Origin of the sequence: Thermomonospora sp. CIF 1 (genome assembly GCF_001896795.1) — a bacterium.
Lineage (GTDB): Bacteria > Actinomycetota > Actinomycetes > Streptosporangiales > Streptosporangiaceae > Thermomonospora > Thermomonospora curvata.
Window position 1 is genome coordinate 192226 of record NZ_MOYN02000011.1, and the last position, 18635, is coordinate 210860.

Here is an 18635-nt window from a genome sequence, read left to right on the forward strand (position 1 = left end):
GTCGGTGACAAACCGATCGCCGGTTCAGACGGTCAGGTCAGCTGCACGGTTCCGGTGACGTCGGCCGCCAGGCGGAGCTGGTCGCCGTCGTGCAGCGGCGCCTCCACCCCGCGCGGCAGCCGCTCGCCGTTGACGAAGGTCCCGTTGGTGGAGCCCTCGTCGCGGACCCAGGCGGCGCCGCTGGGGTCCAGCCACAGCGTCGAGTGCCGGCGCGAGACGTTGTCGTACTGGATGAACGTGGAGGCCACCGGGGACTGCCCGGCGTCCCGGCCGAGCACCAGATGCTGCCCCACCGACACCTTCACCTCACCCGAGGGGAAGATCACCCGCAGCACCGGGGTGCGCTGGCGGATCGGGCGCAGGCAGTTGTCGCACTGGACGGCCGCCGGGTTGCTCAGCACCGCCTCACAGTGCGGGCACATGAACGCCGTGCTGTCGGAGGCCGGACCGCGCTGCCCGGCGCTCTCGTCCGGCGGCAGCAGCGTCGCCTCCCGGCCGTGCGGCGGCGGGGTGAACGACCGGCCGCCGTGCTGAGGGGGCGGCGTCTGGTGGTCGGCCGGTCCGTGCGGCACGCCCGGGTAGGGGGGCTGCTGGTGCGGCGGGGGCGCCTGGTGCTGGGCGGGTGACCAGTTCTGGCCGCCTCCCGCCGTGCCCTGGGCTCCCTGGTCGGACGGCCAGGCGGGACCGCCGCCCTGGGCGGGCGGCCAGTCGGCGCCGTGCCCCGGCCTGCCGCCCTGGGCGGGCGCCCAGTCCTGGCCGGCGGACGGCCCGCCCTGGCCCAGTGCCGGGGCGCCCCAATCCTGGCTCTGCGGCGGGTGCTGCGGCGAGTGCTGCGCCGGCGGCCAGTCGCCGCCCGGCCCCTGGCCCTGCGCCGACGTCCCCTGACCCCAGTCGTGGGCGGGCTGCTGGGGGGAGCGCCAGTTCTCGGCGGGCGGCTCGGGCCGGCCGGGCTGGGGCGAAGGCCCCCACATCTCCTGGCCGGGCAGGCCGGGCGGCTGCTGGTGCTGACCGTACTGCGGCTGGGGAGGGGCCTGGTGGGACGGCTGCGGGCCGTAGCCGGGCTGCGGCGCGGGCTGCTGCTCGCCGGCCGTCGAGTGCCGGCGCACCCCGCCCACCCGGGCCAGGTTCGCCCCGCAGGACATGCACAGCACATCACCGGGCTGGAACGGCTCATCGCAGATGGGACAGGTGAGTTCGCTCATGGCCGCCAGGACACCTCCCCCGCTCGTATTCCGGCCTGTTCCAACATCGATGTGAGGTGATCAAGATCACCTCGTCGCGGGATCCCGATGTAGTACACCCGCCTTCCCTCCGGCCCTTCGTCGACGGAAACCTGCACCCGGGGCCGTGCCTCCGCGCAGGAGGCGGCGTCCTCGGACCCCTGGCCGCGGGCCGGCGATCCGTATCGCTCACGACCCAGGGCGGTCAGTGGCACGATGCGTTGATTCGCCGACCCCTTCCAGAGTAGAGAGCCCTGGCCGGGGTGTCCCCCTTCCGGTCTCACGGGATTGAGTCGGTCTATGTACGGCCCCGTGATGACAGCGTCGCACAAATCCAGAATGTCGCGGGTCGTGGCCGAACGGGAGAGCCGGGAGTAGACGTACCCGCTGTAGACGAGTATGTCCACCGGCCGGTTTCCCCGCCAGGCGTGGATTCCGCGCAGCAGCGCCGCCAGCGCCCGCGGCTGCTGGAACGGCTCGCCACCGGAGATCGTCACCCCGTCCGGCAGGGCGGGCAGCGACTCCAGCCACCCCAGCACCGCCTCCACCGGCACCGCTTTGCGGGGGTCGGGCTCCCAGGTGTCCCGCGACAGGCAGCCGGGGCAGCGCAGCGTGCAGCCCTGCGTCCAGATGCCCGCCCGCGTTCCCGGGCCCAGCGTGGTGACCGGGTAGTGCGCCTTGGCCAGCAGCAGCGAAGGGCCGCTCACGCCAGATCCAATTGGACGATGCTGCCGACGCGCCGGATGCCGGTCACGGTGATCCGGTCCTCCCGCGTCAGGTCCCGGTCGAACAGGGCGCGCGCCAGCGGGTTGACGAAGTGTGACTCCAGCGCCATGCCGATGCCCCGGCCGCCCTTGTCCAGCTCACTGGTGCACCATTCGCGCAGCGTCTTGCGGACCTCGCCCTTGATGGTCAGGTCCAGCCGGTGCTCCTCGGTGACCCGGCGGCAGATGTTGGCCAGCTGCAGATCGAAGATCCGGTCGGCGGCCTCGGGGGAGATGAAGTTGAACACCACGATGTTGTCGCCGAACCGGTTCAGCAGTTCCGGGCGGTTCAGCACCGTGGTGAAGTGGTCGGAGATGGCCCCTTTGATCCTGGCCTCGATCTCGTCATAGGACATGCCCGGGTGGATGTTCTGCACCCGCCGGCCGGGGGTGAGGGCGCCGTCCACCCGGGTGGCGCCGGCCGCCCCGGGGGAGTCCACGTACATCCCCAGGTTCGAGGTGAAGATCAGGATCGATTCGGAAAAGTGCACGGTGTTGCCGCGCCCGTCGGTCAGCCGGCCGTCCTCCAGGATCTGCAGGAACTTGTCCAGGATCCGCGGGTGGGCCTTTTCGATCTCATCGAACAGGATCACCCGGAACGGGTCCTCGCGGATGGCGTTGGTCAGCTCCCCGCCGGCCTCGTGCCCCACATAGCCGGGCGGCGCCCCGATCAGCCGCTCCCCGGCGTGGTCGGAGGAGAACTCGCTCATGTCGAAGCGCAGGTAGGCCGACTCGTCCCCGAAGATCAGCTCGGTGATCGCCTTGGCCAGCTCGGTCTTGCCGACCCCGGTCGGCCCGGCGAAGAACAGCACCCCGCGCGGCCGGCTGCCGGACCGAGTGGCCTGGGCGCCCGACAGCCCCAGCACCGCCCGCTTGAGGATGTCCAGCGTCTTGGTGACCGCCTGCGGCTGGCCCACCACCCGTTCGGGGACCTTGCTCTCGCCCTCCAGCACCCGCTTGCGCAAATGGCCCCGGCTCCAGGGGTTGTCCAGCACCCCCAGCTTGTAGGTGCGCACCGCGTCCGGCAGGTCCGCCAGGTCCACGTTGCGTTCGCGGGCCAGCCGGGTGACCTCGATCATCGACTGCAGCGTCAGCCCGTCGGCCTGCTCGGCGAAGGCGTCGCAGGCCTCGGCCGCCGCCGGGTCCGCCGACACGTCCCGCACCCCGAACGCCCGGGCCAGCAGCCGGGCGGTCTCCTGCCGGTCGCCCAGGTGCGGCCGCGGAATGGTGATCTCCCGGATGTTGTCGTTGCCGGCCGTCAGCCACGGCGGCAGGTCACCGGGCCGCTCCACCAGCCAGATCACCGGGTTGTACAGCGGCTTGGGCCGCGGCCCGGCCACCCGCACCGGGCGGGCGGTGCGCGAGAGCTTCTCGCAGTAACGGAAGAAGTCCCGCTCGGCCGGCTCCAGGTCGGTGGGGGTGCGCGCGATCCGCGACGCGGAGTCGATCACGAACGCGGCGCGGATCTTCTCCACCGGCCGGGCCACCGCGGCCAGGTGCCGGGTCAGCGCCTCCAGCGAGGGCCGCTCGTCCGGCTTGAGCTTGCCCACCAGCCGCTCGGCCGCCGCGGCCGCCTCCGCCCCGATCTCGTCCTCGGTGTCGGGGTACACCAGCAGCCCGTCCACCGGGTCGTAGATCACCAGGCAGGAGTAGCCGCTGGAGCGCAGCGCCTCCCACAGCAGATCGCGCAGCGGCAGCAGGCGGGCCGGTCCACCTTCGGGCGGCGGCGGGGCCAGGAAGCTGTCGTACAGGTTCCCCGACAGCACGTACTGGGAGTGCACCGACAGTGTGGCGTCCAGTTCCCGGATGAACGCCGGCCAGCCCTGCAGCCGTCCCCCCAGCGTTGGCGACTCCGTCATGATCCTCCGCGTTCCCGCCCGCGCTCTCGGGCTCGTTGCCTCGTCCGGGCTCTAGTCTGCCGTGCCCGGGAGACCACCGGCAGTTCGTGCTCTCCCGGCTCGGTCCGCCAGGTCACGGTGGAGCCGATCCCGGCGGCGGCCAGCCTGGCGCGGGCCTGCTCGAACGCCTGGCACCACTCCCGCTCCCGTTCGGCGTCCCGGCGCCGGTCCTCCTCGCTCTCGGGCGGCCGGGTGCGGACCATCGCGGCCCTGATCGTGCGGGCGTCCTCCACCCGCATCTTCACGCTGTGGTCGCTCCAGCCGCCGCGGCTGAGGATCAGGGTGCCGTCGTGGGCGGTCATCGTCTCAAAGCCCGCCTCCACCCGGTACCCCATCTCCTCGAACGCGGCGGTCACGGCCTGCAGCACATACCGCCGCTCGGCCTCGGCCTGCTCGGCGGCCTCCCGCTCGGCGGCGCGGCGCCGCTCGGCCGCGCGGCGCGCGGCGGCCTGCTCGTTGGCCCGCTGCACCCGCAGCCGCACCTCGGCCAGCAACGCCTCGGCCTCCCCGTCGGTGGCCGCCGCGGCCAGTTGCTCGGCCACCTCGAGCACCGGGCCCCGCTCCGCGGCGGACACGTCCGGGGCCAGCCGGGCCAGCACCCGGGCCAGGGTGTGGGCCCGGCGCCGCGTGTCGGCCTCCCGGTCGCCGGCGGGCTGCGGCGCCTCCAGCTCCGGGCGCAGCCCTTCGGCCGGGACGCCGAACACCCGCCCCGCCGCCTGGGCGGCGCGTTGTTCGCTGATCCGCCGCTCCGCCTCGGCCAGCGCCCGGTCGGTGGCGGCGCACCAGGCGGTCAGCTCCTCGGCGGATCGGTCGCCGGGCGGCAGCGGCGCCGGCAGCGGCACCTGGATCCCGGCCTCGCGCTGCGCCTCGGCCAGCACCGCGATCCGGGCGTTGCGGTCGATCACCTCCCGGATGGCGCGGTCCTGCCGCTCGGCCTCGGCCAGCGCCGCGGCCCGCTCTTCGGCCCGGCCCCGGGCCAGCGCCGCCAGCGCCTGCGCCCCCGCCGCGGTCAGCCCGGCGGCCTTGCCCGCCGCCCGGGTCATCCCCAGGCTGAGGACGACCGCCGCGTCCAGCGCGATATCGGCCTCGACCCCGCTACTCATACCGTTCCTCCAGGGCTGCCGGCGGGCGCCCCCAGGGACGCCTGCCGGGCGCGCTCGTGTTCGGCCTTCCAGCGGTGCAGCCGCAACCCGGCCGCGACCAGGTGCGCGGCCGCCGCCGCCACCGGCACCAGCAGCCACAGCAGGCCGGCCATCGCCGTCACCATGCTCAGCAGCAACAAGATGATCAGCAGCGGAATGGTCCCGGCGAGCAGCAGCAGCCCGCAGCCCCGCCGTCCGGTACGCCGTGCCGAGGCCGACATGACCTGCGAGGCTCTCGACAGCCCGCGGCCGGATGCGCCGAGCACCTTCGACAGCCACGACCAGGGTCCATAGGGCAGGTAGTCGCGGCCCTGCGCGCGGGCCAGCAGCACCTCCGCGCCGCATTGGACGGCCCAGGCCACTATCGAGACCGCCACCAGCAGCCCGAACGGCACTCCTGCGATCCCTTGCTGGACTCCCGGATTCTGCGGTCCGTGGACTTCTTCTGAGCCGGTCAGTGCGTTCACCAGCCAGCTGCCGAACAGCCACACGGCCAGGATCGGCAGGGTCCACCCCACGGCGCGGGCCACCGCCGGGCCGCGGCCGGCCAGCCGCCGCCGTTCCAGCTCCTCCCAGTGCCGGGTGCGTTCGGCCAGCCGGCGTTCGGCCAGCCGGCGCTCCTGGTCGGCGGCCTGGGCGGCCATGGCGGCCTCGGGGGCGGCCCCAGCAGCCGCAGCGGATCGCCGCCGCGGGGATCCGCCGCCCCGGCCCACTCCGCCAGCCGCTCGAACCACGGGACCGCACCGCCGGCGGCGGCGCGGGCGCGGGCGGCGGCGTCGGCCAGCGACGCCGTGGTCTGCTCGGGGGCGGCGGCCAGCGCCAGCAGGGTCAGCAGCACCACCGGAGGGTCGTCGGCCGGCGCGTCCGCCTCGGGACCGGCCAGACCTGCCTGTGGCAGGCGCACCTGTGCGATCGGAGGGCGGGGCTGCGCCGGGACCTGGCCGTGGCGTTGCGGGCGGACCAGCCGGTTCCACTCGGCGACGTGCGCCCGCCACCGGTCGTCGATCGCCCGCAGCTCGGCGGCGCCCTGGAACTTGGCCAGCTCGGGCAGCAGCCGGTGCTCCCACAGCGCCCGGCCGATCAGACAGGCGGCGCGGTGGTCGGGGTGGCGGGCATCGCCCGCCAGCGCGGCCAGGCGGGGCAGGTCCGCGGCGCTCACCCGGCGGCCCAGGTAGTGCGGCGGCAGCGTCGGGTCCAGCCAGCGCACCAGATGCAGCACTTTGACGTCCGGCGGCAGCCCGGTCGCCAGGTAGGCGTCGATCAGCTCGATGCGGCTGTCGTCGGGGAAGCGCCCCAGCCACTCCCGCAGCGCCCGCCAGGCCTCTCCGTGCTCGCCGCGGGCGAAGAAGTAGCGGGCCGCGTCCTCCCACCGCTCCACCAGGGCGCGGGCCAGCTCGGCCCGGTCGGTGAAGCGCCGTCCGGCGAACGGCAGGCCGGAGCCGTCGGGCTGCGCGAAGGAGCGCGGCTCGGCGGCCACCGGCGGGGACTGCCCCGCCAGCCACGCGGTGACCTGCTCGGCGCCCCAGCGGTGGCGGGGGTCGCGGGTCAGCAGCCCCTGGCACAGCAGCCGCAGCCGCGGGTCGGCCACGTCGGAGTTGTCGATCGGCCGGGTGGCCAGGTGGTCGACCACCACGGTCTCGCTCAGCCCGGCGAACGGCGGCCGCCCGGTGGCCAGCTCCCGCACGATCATGCCCAGCGACCACCAGTCCCGCGCCGGGGAGACCTGCCCCGACAGCGACTCGGGGGCGGCGTAGGCCAGCGTCCGGGACGAGGAGGCGAACACCACGCTTTGGTCCAGCACCTTGCTGAGCCCGAAGTCGGCGATCGCCACCTGCAGCGGGTCGGAGGCGGTCACCAGGACGTTCTCGGGTTTGAGGTCGCGGTGCACGATGCCCGCCCGGTGCAGCGCCTGCAGGCCGGCGGCCAGCTGCGCCACGATCGCGGCGACGGTCTGCGGCGGCAGCGCCTCACCCGGCCGCGCATCCAGCATGGTGCGCAGGTTGCCGCCGGGGGCGTACTCGCTCAGCTCGTAGTCGCGGCCGTCGGCGTGCCCGGTCTCCAGGATCTGCACCACGTGCGGGGAGGTGAGCTCCGGCAGCTTGGCCCACACCTCGCGGTCGGCGGAGTATCCCCGCCGGAACACCTTGACCACGTACCGGCGGCCCGCTGCGTCCCGCACCAGCAGCAGGTCCGATTCGGCGCCTTGGACGGGCAGCTCTCCCACCACGGTGAAGCGCCCGGCCAGCGGCCCCGGCAGCCGGATCAGCGGATCGGCGGCGGGCTGCGGGGCGTCCCGGCGGGTGGCCGAGGGATCGGAGCGCGCTTGGGGGACGTGCGGGTCCCGGTGGGTCACCGCCGGGTCTCGCCGGGTCCGGTGCGGGAAGTCCTCGAACTCGGCCACTTACCGCTCCGTTGGTGCCGCCGTGACCGGCTCCCGTTCCGCGGGCCCGCCGCGCCCGGCCCGGAGCGGGCGGACGGCGTCTCGCCGTACCGGCGCACGCGCCGGAACGGGGAGCCGGCGATGGTGGGAGGGGTTCACTCAGGTGAGCCTAACGCGCCGGTTCAGATCTTGTCCCTGATGACCCGAAGGTGCTCCACGCCCTTGAAACGGACCACCATCGCCTCCATCGCGATCCGCACCAGCAGCGCCTCAAACAGCCACACCAGCGGGCAAGCGATGATCATTATGACCCCCCAGGCCCAGCCGTCGTCCCAGGTGGCCATCCACAGTCCCAGGAAGAAGAAGACCAGGCACTGCAGGCTGATCAGCAGCAGGGCGACGATGTACCACAGCCTGATCAGCTTCGGGGTCACCAGGTGGTTGAAGCGGGTGTCCAGCAGCGCCCCGATCACGCCCTTTTCGGGGGGCGCCGGCCGTCTCTCCCAGGCGCCGGGCGGGGGAGCGGCCGGCCCCGGTCCGTGGGACGGCCGGGCACCCGGCTGCGGAGGGGGGAAGGGACCGGTGCCGCCGCTCGCCCCGGGGCCGGGGGCGGGGCCGGGACCGTAAGGGCCGGAGGGGTTGCTCATCGCCTGGCTCTCCATGAACGAACGTGCCTACGGGGGGCGCCGGCAGGGCGGCAAGGCCGACTCTAGAACGGTTCCCCCGCGGCGGGGCGTGACGCGCCCGGGGACGCCACATCCACGTGTCCGCATCGCCCCGCGAGAAGGGCCCGCGGGGCCGTTCGAACATAGAGATAAGTGATCGGGTCCATAGGCGTCTGGCATGACGCCAGTATCCGGGGGTACCATGCCACACCTTGTGGCCAGGGTCACATGATTGGCCTGGCTGTTGTATGTATCACAAGGTCAGGCTGGTGGCATATGGTCGCCTAACCAGCAGCGGGTGCACTGCATGTAGCCGTGGTGCGACACGGCCTTGGACGTGCGGACCGATCCCGTACGAGCGAAGACCTGAAAACTGGGGTGCTATCGATGAGCACTGTGGAGGCGCCGGCCAAGAAGCGTGCGCAGATCTCGGCGCGCACGCTCCGGACCGACAACTGGCGTAGCTATCCGATCTTCATCGTGGTGCTCTTCACCACCTGGGTGGCGTATGCGACCGTCCGGGCGATGATGGGCAAGTACTACTGGGTCGATGAGTACAACTATCTGACCCCCTTCTACTCACCCTGTGTCAGCACCGAGTGCGTACCGGGCTCGGCGCACTTCGGCACCTTCCTTCCCGAGCTGCCGTTCTTCATCCCGTTCGCGGCGGTCTCCCTGCCGTTCCTGCTGCTGTTCCGCCTGACCTGCTACTACTACCGCAAGGCCTACTACCGCAGTTACTGGCGGTCCCCGGCGGCCTGCGCGGTGCGCGAGCCGCACAAGAAGTACACCGGGGAGCGGCGCTTCCCGCTGGTCGCGCAGAACCTGCACCGCTACTTCTGGGCGGCGGCGGTCATCATCTCCATCATCAACACCTATGACGCGCTGCTGGCCTTCACCGACTCCAACGGCGACTTCCGGATGGGGCTGGGCTCGCTGATCCTGCTGGGCAACGTGATCCTGCTGTGGGGTTACACCCTCTCGTGCCATTCCTGCCGGCACATCGTGGGCGGGCGGCTGAAGAACTTCTCCAAGCACCCGCTGCGCTACCGCGCCTGGACGCTGGTGTCCAAGCTCAACGAGCGGCACGGCCAGTACGCCCTGATCACGCTGGGCTCGCTGGTGGTGGCGGACCTGTACGTGGCGCTGGTGTCCGGCGGGGTCATCTCCGACCCGCGCATCATCTGACCCCGCGCATCCTTCCTGACAAGGACTGATCATGACCGAGATCGAAAGGCATTCCTACGACGTCGTCGTGATCGGCGCCGGCGGGTCCGGGCTTCGTGCGGCGATCGAGGCACGTCTGCAGGGCAAGAAGACGGCGGTCATCTCCAAGTCGCTGTTCGGCAAGGCCCACACCGTGATGGCCGAGGGCGGCGCCGCCGCCGCGATGGGGAACGTCAACCCCAACGACAACTGGAAGGTGCACTTCCGGGACACCATGCGCGGCGGCAAGTTCCTCAACAACTGGCGCATGGCCGAGCTGCACGCCAAGGAGGCCCCGGACCGCATCTGGGAGCTGGAGCACTGGGGCGCGCTGTTCGACCGCACCAAGGACGGCAAGATCAGCCAGCGCAACTTCGGCGGCCACGAGTACCCGCGCCTGGCGCACGTGGGCGACCGCACCGGCCTGGAGCTGATCCGCACCCTGCAGCAGAAGGTGGTCGCGCTCCAGCAGGAGGACCACCGCGACCACGGCGACTATGAGGCCTACCTGAAGGTGTGGCCGGAGACCACCATCACCCGGCTGCTGGTCAAGGGCGGCAAGATCGCCGGGGCGTTCGGCTATGTCCGCGAGACCGGCAAGTTCGTGGTGTTCGAGGCCCCGGCGGTGGTGCTGGCCACCGGCGGCATCGGCAAGAGCTTCAAGGTCACCTCCAACTCCTGGGAGTACACCGGGGACGGGCACGCGCTGGCGCTGCTGGCCGGCGCCACGCTGCTGAACATGGAGTTCGTCCAGTTCCACCCCACCGGGATGGTCTGGCCCCCCTCGGTGAAGGGGATCTTGGTCACCGAGTCGGTGCGCGGCGACCGCGGCATTCTCCTCAACTCCGAGGGCCGGCGGTTCATGTTCGACTACATCCCCGAGGTGTTCAAGGAGAAGTACGCCACCACCGAGGAGGAGGCCGACCGCTGGTACGACGACCCCGACAACAACCGGCGCCCGCCGGAGCTGCTGCCCCGCGATGAGGTGGCCCGGGCCATCAACGCCGAGGTCAAGGCCGGCCGCGGCTCCCCGCACGGCGGGGTGTTCCTGACCGTGGTGGGCCGGATGCCCGGCGGCGCCGAGGAGATCAAGCGGCGTCTGCCGGCCATGCACCACCAGTTCAAGGAGCTGGCCGACGTCGACATCACCAAGGAGCCGATGGAGGTCGGCCCCACCTGCCACTACGTGATGGGCGGGGTGGAGGTGGACCCCGACACCGCCGCGGCCGTCGTGCCGGGCCTGTTCGCGGCCGGCGAGTGCTCCGGCGGCATGCACGGCTCCAACCGGCTGGGCGGCAACTCCCTGTCGGACCTGCTGGTGTTCGGCCGCCGCGCCGGGCTGGGCGCCGCCGAGTACGTCGACTCCCTGGGCGATGACCGTCCCGTCCCCGACCAGGAGGAGATCGACTACGCCGTCGCCGAGGCGCTGGCGCCCTTTGAGCGCAAGGGCGGGGAGAGCCCGTATGCGGTGCACGCCGACCTGCAGCAGACGATGAACGACCTGGTCGGCATCATCCGCACCGAAAAGGAACTGCAGCTGGCGCTGGAGAAGCTGGAGGAGCTGCGCGCCCGGGCGGCGAAGGTGTCGGTCGAGGGCGGCAAGGGCTACAACCCCGCCTGGCACCTGGCGCTGGACCTGCGCAACATGCTGCTGGTGTCGGAGTGCATCGCCAAGGCGGCGCTGGAGCGCACCGAGAGCCGCGGCGGGCACACCCGTGAGGACTACCCGCAGATGTCCCCCGAGTGGCGCAAGGTCAATTTGATCTGCCGGCTGGTCGGCAAGGCCGACGACCCGCGGGTGGAGATCAAGCGCCAGGAGATGGAGCCGATGCGCGAGGACCTGCTCGCGCTGTTCGACGTCGAAGAGCTGAAGAAGTACATGACGCCGGAGGAACTGCCGGCCGGGATGCGGGCCGCTGCCGGGGCCGAGGAGGACGACAAGTGAGCTACCAGGCGAAGTTCCGGGTCTGGCGCGGGGACGCCGGCGAGGGCGAGCTGGTCGACTACACCGTCGAGGTCAACGAGGGCGAGGTCGTCCTCGACATCATCCACCGGCTGCAGGCCACCCAGGCGCCCGACCTGGCGGTGCGGTGGAACTGCAAGGCCGGCAAGTGCGGGTCGTGCTCGGCGGAGATCAACGGCATGCCGCGCCTGATGTGCATGACCCGCATGTCCACCTTCTCCCAGGACGAGACCATCACGGTCACCCCGATCCGCACCTTCCCGGTGATCCGCGACCTGGTCACCGACGTGTCGTTCAACTACGAGAAGGCCAGGCAGATCCCGGCGTTCAACCCCGGCGACGCCAAGCCCGGCGAGCTGCGGATGATGCAGGAGGACGTGCAGCGTTCGCAGGAGTTCCGCAAGTGCATCGAGTGCTTCCTGTGCAACAACGTCTGCCACGTCATCCGTGACCACGAGGAGAACAAGCCGGCCTTCGCCGGGCCGCGCTTTTTGATGCGCATCGCCGAGCTGGAGATGCACCCGGCCGACCAGTCCGACCGGCGGCACATCGCCCAGGAGGACCACGGGCTGGGCTTCTGCAACATCACCAAGTGCTGCACCGAGGTCTGCCCGGAGCACATCAAGATCACCGACAACGCGCTGATCCCGCTGAAGGAGCGGGTGGTCGGCCGGCGCTACGACCCGCTGGTGTGGCTGGGCTCCAAGCTCGGCATCGTCAAGAAGAGCCAGGACACGCCCTCGGCCTGAGCTGAAAGTCCGTCCACGCCCCGGAACCTCGCGCAGGTTCCGGGGCGTGTGCGTGAGGACGGGCTTCCCGGGGGCGGCGTGCCCCGGCGACGCCGTCCCCGGGCGGCCGTGTCCCATAGCGCTCCGGCAGCGCGCACGGCACGTTGCAGTCTCTCCCGATCTGTGATGCATGAACTAGGGAGAAGTGCACACATGACGTGATGTAGTGAACCGTATGAACGCCTATGAACCTGGTTCGTTCCTTGCCGTCCTGACCGCCCAGGAGCGCGCCGATCTGCTGCGGCGGGGCAGGGAACGCCGGATGGATCGCGGCGATGTGCTCTTCACCGAAGGGGAGCAGACCACCTGGGTGGCGGTGCTGCTGTCGGGAATGGTGAAGGCCTGCTCGCACGCCGACAACGGCGTGGAGGTGGTGCTGGCGGTGCGGGGACCCGGCGCGCTGCTGGGGGAGGTGTCGGCGATCGACGGGCTGCCCCGTTCGGCCACGGTGACGGCACTGCGGCCGGGGCGGGTGCGGGCGCTGTCGGCCGAGGAGTTCATGGACTTCCTGCACGGCCACAGCCGGGTGTCGGTGCTGCTGATGCGGATGCTGTGCCAGCGCTGGCGGGACGCCGACCGCAAGCGGGTCGAGTTCGGCAGGTACGACACCACCGGCCGGGTGGCCCAGCGGCTGGTGGAGATGGCCGAGCGCTACAGCGAGCCGTACGAGCCCCGCCGTCCGCAGGCGCGAGGCGCCGGGGCGAGGGGACCGCAGCCGGCCGGGAGCGTCCAGATCACGTTGAACCTCACCCAGGAGGAGCTGGCCGGCTGGGTCGGCGCGTCCCGTGAGGCGGTCAGCAAGGCGCTGCGCACCCTGCGCAGCCGCGGCTGGATCGAGACGGGACGCCGCCGGGTGATCGTCCACGACCTGCAGGCGCTGCGCCGCCACGCCCGTTGAGAGGGGCGCGACGGCGCAGCCGGGACTCACCTTTTAGGCGATGTTGTTGTCTGCGGCGTACTGGCCGGTGATCTGGCCGAGCCGGTAGTTCTTGACGCGGACGACCGCCTTCATGGTGGCGGAGTTGGCGCCGGCGGGGCTGGGCAGGCCCACGACGGAGTTGATGGCGGGGTTGCCCAGCAGTCCGCAGGTGGAGACCGCCGGGACCGCAAAAGCGTCGTCGGAGATCGTGGTGGTGATCACCGGGACGTTGTTGATGCTGGTCAGCGCCAGGTTCGACAGGTTGGGGGTGATCGCGATGGGGTTGGCCTCGCTGCCGATGTAGCAGTTGTTGCCCAGCAGCCAGTGGTTGAGCTTGATCTTCAGCGGGATGGTCTTGGGCAGGATCGGCGCGGGCTTGATCTGCCCGGCCTGCTGCACCTGGACGGTGATGCCCAGCAGGTCGACCGGCAGCGGCAGCGGGTTGATCGAGATCGGGTCGCTCTTGATCCCGCCCTCGACCAGGGTGAGCTTGCCGCCCTTGAGGCCCATCGCGACGGTGATCTTGACGGGCTTGGTCAGGTCCTGCTTCAGCGAGCCGAGCTTCATCTGCCCCTCCACCAGGTTGATGGAGATGCAGTTCCACAGCAGCGGCAGCGTGCCGGAGGGCAGCTTCGGGCAGTCGGCGAAGTCGGCGTTGCTGGGCTGGTAGGAGGTGTCGGCCTGCGCGGTGGTCGCCGGCCCGGCCAGCAGCCCGGCGGACACGGCCAGGGCGGCCAGTCCGGCGAGCAGCCGAGGACGTCTCATCGGACCTCCGATGGGGTGATCGAGACAGAGTGAATGCCGCGAGCAGCGTAGTGATCATCCCGAGCGCCCGGCTAGCCGGAATGGAGAAAAAGCTTCACTTTCAAAACTGTGCGGAAGTGATGACGGGCGCTTGTGGATCGCGCACGGGATGCGGGCGGACGGGCCGAAAAGACCGTCCGCCCGCCTCGTCTCTCACTTCAGCGGCACCAGGGCCTCGACGCCGGGCGGCAGGGTGCCGGCGCGGGCGGCCTCCCGGATGAAGGACTCCAGCACCCGCTGGAAGGCGCGGGCCGCGTGGGTGAGCGTCACGTCCTTGCGGTGCGCCAGCGCGATGGTGCGCAGCAGTCCCGGCACCGGTTCGGTGCGCCGGGACGAACCGGCGCCCGGTGCGCCCGCCGAGCCGCGCCCGCCGGACTCCTCGGGCGGGTCGCCGATGGCCAGCGGGGTGCCGCGCAGTCCCGGCCGTCCCGCCAGCACCATGCTGGGGACGACGGCCACGCCCAGCCCCGCTTCGACGAAGCGCAGCACGGCGTCCATCTCCCCGCCCTCGACCGCGAAGCGGGGCTCAAAGCCCGCCTGCCGGCACGCCCCGATGGTCGCCTCGCGCAGGTCGTAGCCGGGCCGGAACATCACCAGCGGACGGTCCCGCAGATCCTCGATCCGCACGTACGGGCGGCGCGGCAGCAGGGCGCCGCGGACGGCCGGCGGCCGGGAGCCGTTGCGGCGCGGCGCGGGAGAGGCCACCACCAGGTGCTCGCGCAGGATCGCGGTGGTCTCCAGCGGGGCGTCCCCCGCCAGCGGCAGGATCACCAGCGCCAGGTCGAGCGCGCCCCGGGTCAGCTGCCGGACCAGGTCGCGCGAGCCGCCCTCCTCCACCAGCAACTGGATCCCGGGGTAGGTGTCGTGGAAGCGGCGCAGCACGTCGGCCAGCAGGCCCGCGCACAGCGACGGCGTGGCGCCCAGCCGCACCCGGCCCCGCCGCAGCCCGACCAGCTCCTGCACCTCCAGCCGGGCGGTGTCCACATCGGCCAGGATCCGCTTGGCCAGCGGCAGCAGCGCCTCTCCCGCCGGGGTCAGCGTGATGTTGCCACGCGCCCGGCTGAACAGCGAGGCGCCCAGCTCGGTCTCCAGCGCGCGGATCTGCTTGGACAGCGATGGCTGAGCCACCCGCAACGCCTCGGCCGCATGAGTGAAGTGCCGGATCTCGGCTACGGCGACGAAGTACGCAAGCTGCTGCAACTGCACAGCTTAAGAGCGTACGGGTAGCGAACTCGGCGACATATGCCCGGTCTCGCCGGGAGAGCGAACCTTGTCCCCGCCTGTGTCCTGTGACAGGCCCCCGCGCCGGGGAGAAGGCGCATTGATAGGGGCGCCCCGCCGGTGAATCCCCGTCGACCGGTCCGGGGCGCCCCTGGCTCGAAGGCGCCCGCCGCGCTTTACGACTTCTTCTTGCCGGCGGCGGTGGCGGCCAGGTAGTCGCGGTTGAGCCGGGTGATGGTCTCCAGCGGAATGCCCTTGGGGCAGGCCACGGTGCACTCGCCGGTGACGGTGCAGCCGCCGAAGCCGGCCTCGTCGTGGGCCTGGACCATCTTCACCACCCGGTCATAGCGCTCCGGCTGGCCCTGCGGCAGCAGCCCCAGGTGGGTGACCTTGGCGGCGGTGAACAGCATCGCCGACCCGTTGGGGCAGGCCGCCACGCAGGCGCCGCAGCCGATGCACTCGGCCGCCTCGAAGGCGGCGTCGGCGGCCGGCTTGGGCACCGGGATGGAGTGGGCGTCGGGGGCCGAGCCGGTGGGCGCGGAGATGTACCCGCCGGCCTGGATGATCTTGTCGAAGGCCGACCGGTCCACCACCAGGTCCTTGATCACCGGGAAGGCCTGGGCGCGCCACGGCTCCACGTCGATGACGTCGCCGTCTTTGAACTTGCGCATGTGCAGCTGGCAGGTGGTGGTGGCCCGCTCCGGGCCGTGCGGGACGCCGTTGATCACCAGCGAGCACATGCCGCAGATGCCCTCGCGGCAGTCGTGGTCGAAGGCGATCGGCTCCTCGCCCTCGGCGATCAGCCGCTCGTTGAGGACGTCCAGCATCTCCAGGAAGGACATGTCGGGGGAGACGTCGTCGAGCTGGTACTCGACCATCTTCCCGGCGTCCTCGGGACCCTTCTGGCGCCAGACGCGCAGGGTGATTTTCATGGAAAAGGTCCGTTTTCCTACTTGTACGAGCGCTGGCTCGGCTTGACGTATTCGAACTCCAGGTGCTCCTTGTGGAGGATGGGCGGCTTGCCCTCGCCGGCCCACTCCCAGGCGGCCACATAGGAGAAGTTGGCGTCGTCGCGCTTGGCCTCGCCGTCGGCGTCCTGGGACTCGGCGCGGAAGTGGCCGCCGCACGACTCGGTGCGGTGCAGCGCGTCGATGACCATCAGCTCGGCCAGTTCCAGGAAGTCGGCCACCCGGCCGGCCTTCTCCAGCGACTGGTTGAGGTCGTCGGCCGACCCGGGCACCTTGACCCGCTGCCAGAACTCCTCGCGCAGCGCCGGGATGAGCGTGAGCGCCTTGCGCAGCCCCTCGTCGGTGCGCTCCATGCCGCAGTACTCCCACATGATGTGGCCGAGCTCGCGGTGGAAGGAGTCGACGGTGCGGTCCCCGTCGATCGACAGCAGCCGCTCGATCTGGGCCTTGACCCCGGCCTCGGCCTCGGCGATCACCTCCGCCGGGACCTCGCCGAGCTTGTTGTTGTTGGCCAGGTAGTTGCCGATGGTGTTGGGCAGCACGAAGTACCCGTCGGCCAGGCCCTGCATCAGCGCCGAGGCGCCCAGCCGGTTGGCGCCGTGGTCGGAGAAGTTGGCCTCCCCGATCACGAACAGGCCCGGGATGGTGGACTCCAGGTCGTAGTCCACCCACAGCCCGCCCATGGTGTAGTGAACGGCCGGGTAGATCCGCATCGGGACCTCGTACGGGTTCTCCCCGGTGATCCGCTCGTACATGTCGAACAGGTTGCCGTACTTGGCCTTGACGGCATCGATCCCCAGCCGCTTGATGGCGTCGGCGAAGTCCAGGTAGACGCCGCGGCCGCCGGGGCCGACCCCGCGCCCTTCGTCGCAGACCTTCTTGGCGGCCCGGGAGGCGATGTCGCGCGGCACCAGGTTCCCGAACGCCGGGTACATGCGCTCCAGGTAGTAGTCGCGCTCGTCCTCGGGGATGTCGTTGGGGTTGCGGGTGTCGCCGGCCTTCACCGGCACCCACACCCGGCCGTCGTTGCGCAGCGACTCCGACATCAGCGTCAGCTTGGACTGGTGGTCGCCGCTGACCGGGATGCAGGTGGGGTGGATCTGGGTGAAGCAGGGGTTGCCGAACAGCGCCCCGCGCTTGTGCGCCCGCCAGATCGCGGTGGCGTTGGAGCCCATCGCGTTGGTGGACAGGTAGAAGACGTTGCCGTAGCCGCCGGTGGCCAGCACCACCGCGTCGGCGGTGTAGGTCTTGATCTCGCCGGTGACGAGGTTGCGGACCACCACGCCGCGCGCCCGGCCGTCGGCCACCACCAGGTCCAGCATCTCGTGGCGGGGGTGCAGCTCCACGTTGCCGGCGTCCACCTGGCGCATCAGCGCCTGGTAGGCGCCCAGCAGCAACTGCTGACCGGTCTGGCCGCGGGCGTAGAAGGTGCGGGAGACCTGGGCGCCGCCGAAGGAGCGGTTGTCCAGCAGGCCGCCGTACTCGCGGGCGAACGGCACGCCCTGCGCCACGCACTGGTCGATGATCTGGGTGCTGATCTCCGCCAGGCGGTGCACGTTGGACTCGCGGGCGCGGAAGTCGCCGCCCTTGACCGTGTCGTAGAACAGCCGGAAGACGCTGTCGCCGTCGTTGCGGTAGTTCTTGGCGGCGTTGATGCCGCCCTGCGCGGCGATCGAGTGGGCCCGGCGCGGGCTGTCCTGGAAGCAGAACTGGATGACCTTGTAGCCCAGCTCGCCCAGCGTGGCCCCGGCCGACCCGCCGGCCAGCCCGGTGCCGACCACGATGATGGTCTTCTTGCGCTTGTTGGCCGGGTTGACCAACTTCATCTCGAACTTGCGCCGGCTCCACCGCTCCTCGATGGGCCCCTTGGGCGCCTTGGTGTCGGCGATCGGGTCGCCGAGGGTGTAGAAGCTGTCGGTCATGGTCAGTCCACCAATCCCACGGTGACCGCGAACGGCACGGACAGATAGCCGGCGACGAGCAGAACGGAGAACGCGGTGGCGGCCAGGTTGAGGGTGCGCGCCCGCTGCGGGCTCTTGATGCCCAGGCTCTGCACCGCGCTGGTCAGGCCGTGCCGCACGTGGAAGCCCACCGCGATGACCGCCAGGGCGTAAAAGAGGGTCACATACCAGCGCTCGGGGGCGAAGTCGTTGACCAGGTTGTTGTAGACCTCGCCGTCCCGGTAGTCCGGGTGCACCGTGCCGGTCGTCAGGTCCAGGATGTGGTAGATCACGAACAGCACGATGATCACACCGCCCCAGCGCATGGTGCGGGCCGCGTACGAGCCCTGCACCTTGGGACGGTGCCGGTAGCGGGTCGGACGGGCCCGCTTGGCGCGGCGGGTCAGCTGGAAGGCCATCAGCATGTGCAGGCCGATCACCACCAGCAGGCCCACCCGCTGGATCCACAGGAACCACTCGTAGTGCAGGGCCGGCGCACCGATCCTGCGCAACCAGGCGGCGTACTCGTCGATCTCCGCCGGGCCGTAGAAGGCCTTCAGGTTGCCCACCATGTGGACGACGAGGAACAGGATCATCAGGGCGCCGGTGACCGCCATGATCGCCTTCTTGCCGATCGTGGAACGGTACAGCGCCGGAAGCGCGCGGGGTGACGTTTGAACCACGGGGGCGACGGTAAGTCGCCCCAGGTCAGAGCGTCCAAGTCATGAAAGCACTCGTTTCGATAGCCATAGGCTAT

15 protein-coding genes are annotated in these 18635 nt (G+C 71.2%); 4 read left to right on the plus strand and 11 right to left on the minus strand.

The genetic code is table 11. The annotated features are described in order from the left end of the window. Positions 1-32 precede the first annotated feature (32 nt). The 6 genes from BUE48_RS05495 to BUE48_RS05520 all read right to left on the minus strand — a co-directional run bounded on the left by BUE48_RS05495 (position 33) and on the right by BUE48_RS05520 (position 8051). A complete protein-coding gene (locus tag BUE48_RS05495) occupies positions 33-1202 on the minus strand; it encodes an FHA domain-containing protein (RefSeq protein WP_012851478.1) in 1170 nt (389 codons plus the stop codon). After that, positions 1199-1927: a 4Fe-4S single cluster domain-containing protein gene (locus BUE48_RS05500; protein ID WP_012851479.1), complete on the minus strand. Its 729-nt coding sequence runs from the start codon at positions 1925-1927 to the stop codon at positions 1199-1201. The genes BUE48_RS05495 and BUE48_RS05500 overlap by 4 nt, the downstream gene beginning before the upstream one ends. Then, positions 1924-3843 carry an AAA family ATPase gene (locus BUE48_RS05505; protein WP_012851480.1) on the minus strand — a complete coding sequence of 640 codons (1920 nt, stop codon included), beginning with the start codon at positions 3841-3843 and terminating at the stop codon, positions 1924-1926. The genes BUE48_RS05500 and BUE48_RS05505 overlap by 4 nt, the downstream gene beginning before the upstream one ends. Next, positions 3840-4985: a response regulator receiver protein gene (locus tag BUE48_RS05510; RefSeq protein ID WP_286989139.1), complete on the minus strand. Its 1146-nt coding sequence runs from the start codon at positions 4983-4985 to the stop codon at positions 3840-3842. Before BUE48_RS05510 ends, BUE48_RS05505 begins: the two co-directional genes overlap by 4 nt. Before the next feature lie 502 nt (positions 4986-5487). Then, on the minus strand, positions 5488-7425 hold the full coding sequence (locus tag BUE48_RS05515) for a serine/threonine-protein kinase (RefSeq protein ID WP_286989140.1): 1938 nt from the start codon (positions 7423-7425) through the stop codon (positions 5488-5490). A gap of 161 nt (positions 7426-7586) precedes the next feature. Then, complete coding sequence (locus BUE48_RS05520) at positions 7587-8051, minus strand: DUF4282 domain-containing protein (RefSeq protein ID WP_012851483.1); 465 nt, start codon at positions 8049-8051, stop codon at positions 7587-7589. Between the two features lie 405 nt (positions 8052-8456). On the opposite strand from BUE48_RS05520, the gene sdhC reads away from it, so the two are divergent. From sdhC to BUE48_RS05540, 4 genes are all read left to right on the plus strand, one after another. After that, positions 8457-9257 carry a succinate dehydrogenase subunit SdhC gene (sdhC, locus tag BUE48_RS05525; RefSeq protein ID WP_012851484.1) on the plus strand — a complete coding sequence of 267 codons (801 nt, stop codon included), beginning with the start codon at positions 8457-8459 and terminating at the stop codon, positions 9255-9257. A gap of 31 nt (positions 9258-9288) precedes the next feature. Further along, the gene (locus BUE48_RS05530) at positions 9289-11220 is read left to right on the plus strand and encodes a fumarate reductase/succinate dehydrogenase flavoprotein subunit (protein ID WP_012851485.1); all 1932 of its coding nucleotides are present in this window, start codon (positions 9289-9291) and stop codon (positions 11218-11220) included. After that, on the plus strand, positions 11217-11987 hold the full coding sequence (locus BUE48_RS05535; protein WP_286989142.1) for a succinate dehydrogenase/fumarate reductase iron-sulfur subunit: 771 nt from the start codon (positions 11217-11219) through the stop codon (positions 11985-11987). Before BUE48_RS05530 ends, BUE48_RS05535 begins: the two co-directional genes overlap by 4 nt. 214 nt (positions 11988-12201) lie before the next feature. Then, entirely contained in the window at positions 12202-12924 is a 723-nt protein-coding gene (locus BUE48_RS05540; protein WP_286989143.1) for a Crp/Fnr family transcriptional regulator, read from the plus strand. Between the two features lie 33 nt (positions 12925-12957). Here the strand turns inward: BUE48_RS05540 and BUE48_RS05545 are convergent, their stop codons facing one another. From BUE48_RS05545 to BUE48_RS05565, 5 genes are all read right to left on the minus strand, one after another. Then, positions 12958-13710 (minus strand): hypothetical protein, encoded by a 753-nt coding sequence (locus BUE48_RS05545; RefSeq protein ID WP_012851488.1) that lies wholly within the window; start codon positions 13708-13710, stop codon positions 12958-12960. Positions 13711-13902: 192 nt separating this feature from the next. Then, complete coding sequence (locus BUE48_RS05550; protein ID WP_012851489.1) at positions 13903-14955, minus strand: LysR family transcriptional regulator; 1053 nt, start codon at positions 14953-14955, stop codon at positions 13903-13905. Between the two features lie 191 nt (positions 14956-15146). Continuing rightward, positions 15147-15902, minus strand: a complete 756-nt coding sequence (locus tag BUE48_RS05555) for a succinate dehydrogenase/fumarate reductase iron-sulfur subunit (protein WP_012851490.1) — start codon at positions 15900-15902, stop codon at positions 15147-15149. Between the two features lie 17 nt (positions 15903-15919). Continuing rightward, positions 15920-17860, minus strand: a complete 1941-nt coding sequence (locus BUE48_RS05560; protein ID WP_012851491.1) for a fumarate reductase/succinate dehydrogenase flavoprotein subunit — start codon at positions 17858-17860, stop codon at positions 15920-15922. Positions 17861-17862: 2 nt separating this feature from the next. Continuing rightward, a complete protein-coding gene (locus tag BUE48_RS05565; RefSeq protein WP_012851492.1) occupies positions 17863-18561 on the minus strand; it encodes a succinate dehydrogenase cytochrome b subunit in 699 nt (232 codons plus the stop codon). Positions 18562-18635: the final 74 nt, after the last annotated feature.

Bases quoted from the DNA above. Each gene is read 5' to 3' on its own strand.
- BUE48_RS05495 (WP_012851478.1), bottom strand. From the start codon at position 1,202: ATGAGCGAACTCACCTGTCCCATCTGCGATGAGCCGTTCCAGCCCGGT.
- BUE48_RS05505 (WP_012851480.1), bottom strand. From the start codon at position 3,843: ATGACGGAGTCGCCAACGCTGGGGGGACGGCTGCAGGGCTGGCCGGCG.
- BUE48_RS05510 (WP_286989139.1), bottom strand. From the start codon at position 4,985: ATGAGTAGCGGGGTCGAGGCCGATATCGCGCTGGACGCGGCGGTCGTC.
- BUE48_RS05520 (WP_012851483.1), bottom strand. From the start codon at position 8,051: ATGAGCAACCCCTCCGGCCCTTACGGTCCCGGCCCCGCCCCCGGCCCC.
- sdhC (WP_012851484.1), top strand. From the start codon at position 8,457: ATGAGCACTGTGGAGGCGCCGGCCAAGAAGCGTGCGCAGATCTCGGCG.
- BUE48_RS05530 (WP_012851485.1), top strand. From the start codon at position 9,289: ATGACCGAGATCGAAAGGCATTCCTACGACGTCGTCGTGATCGGCGCC.
- BUE48_RS05540 (WP_286989143.1), top strand. From the start codon at position 12,202: ATGAACGCCTATGAACCTGGTTCGTTCCTTGCCGTCCTGACCGCCCAG.
- BUE48_RS05545 (WP_012851488.1), bottom strand. From the start codon at position 13,710: ATGAGACGTCCTCGGCTGCTCGCCGGACTGGCCGCCCTGGCCGTGTCC.
- BUE48_RS05555 (WP_012851490.1), bottom strand. From the start codon at position 15,902: ATGAAAATCACCCTGCGCGTCTGGCGCCAGAAGGGTCCCGAGGACGCC.
- BUE48_RS05560 (WP_012851491.1), bottom strand. From the start codon at position 17,860: ATGACCGACAGCTTCTACACCCTCGGCGACCCGATCGCCGACACCAAG.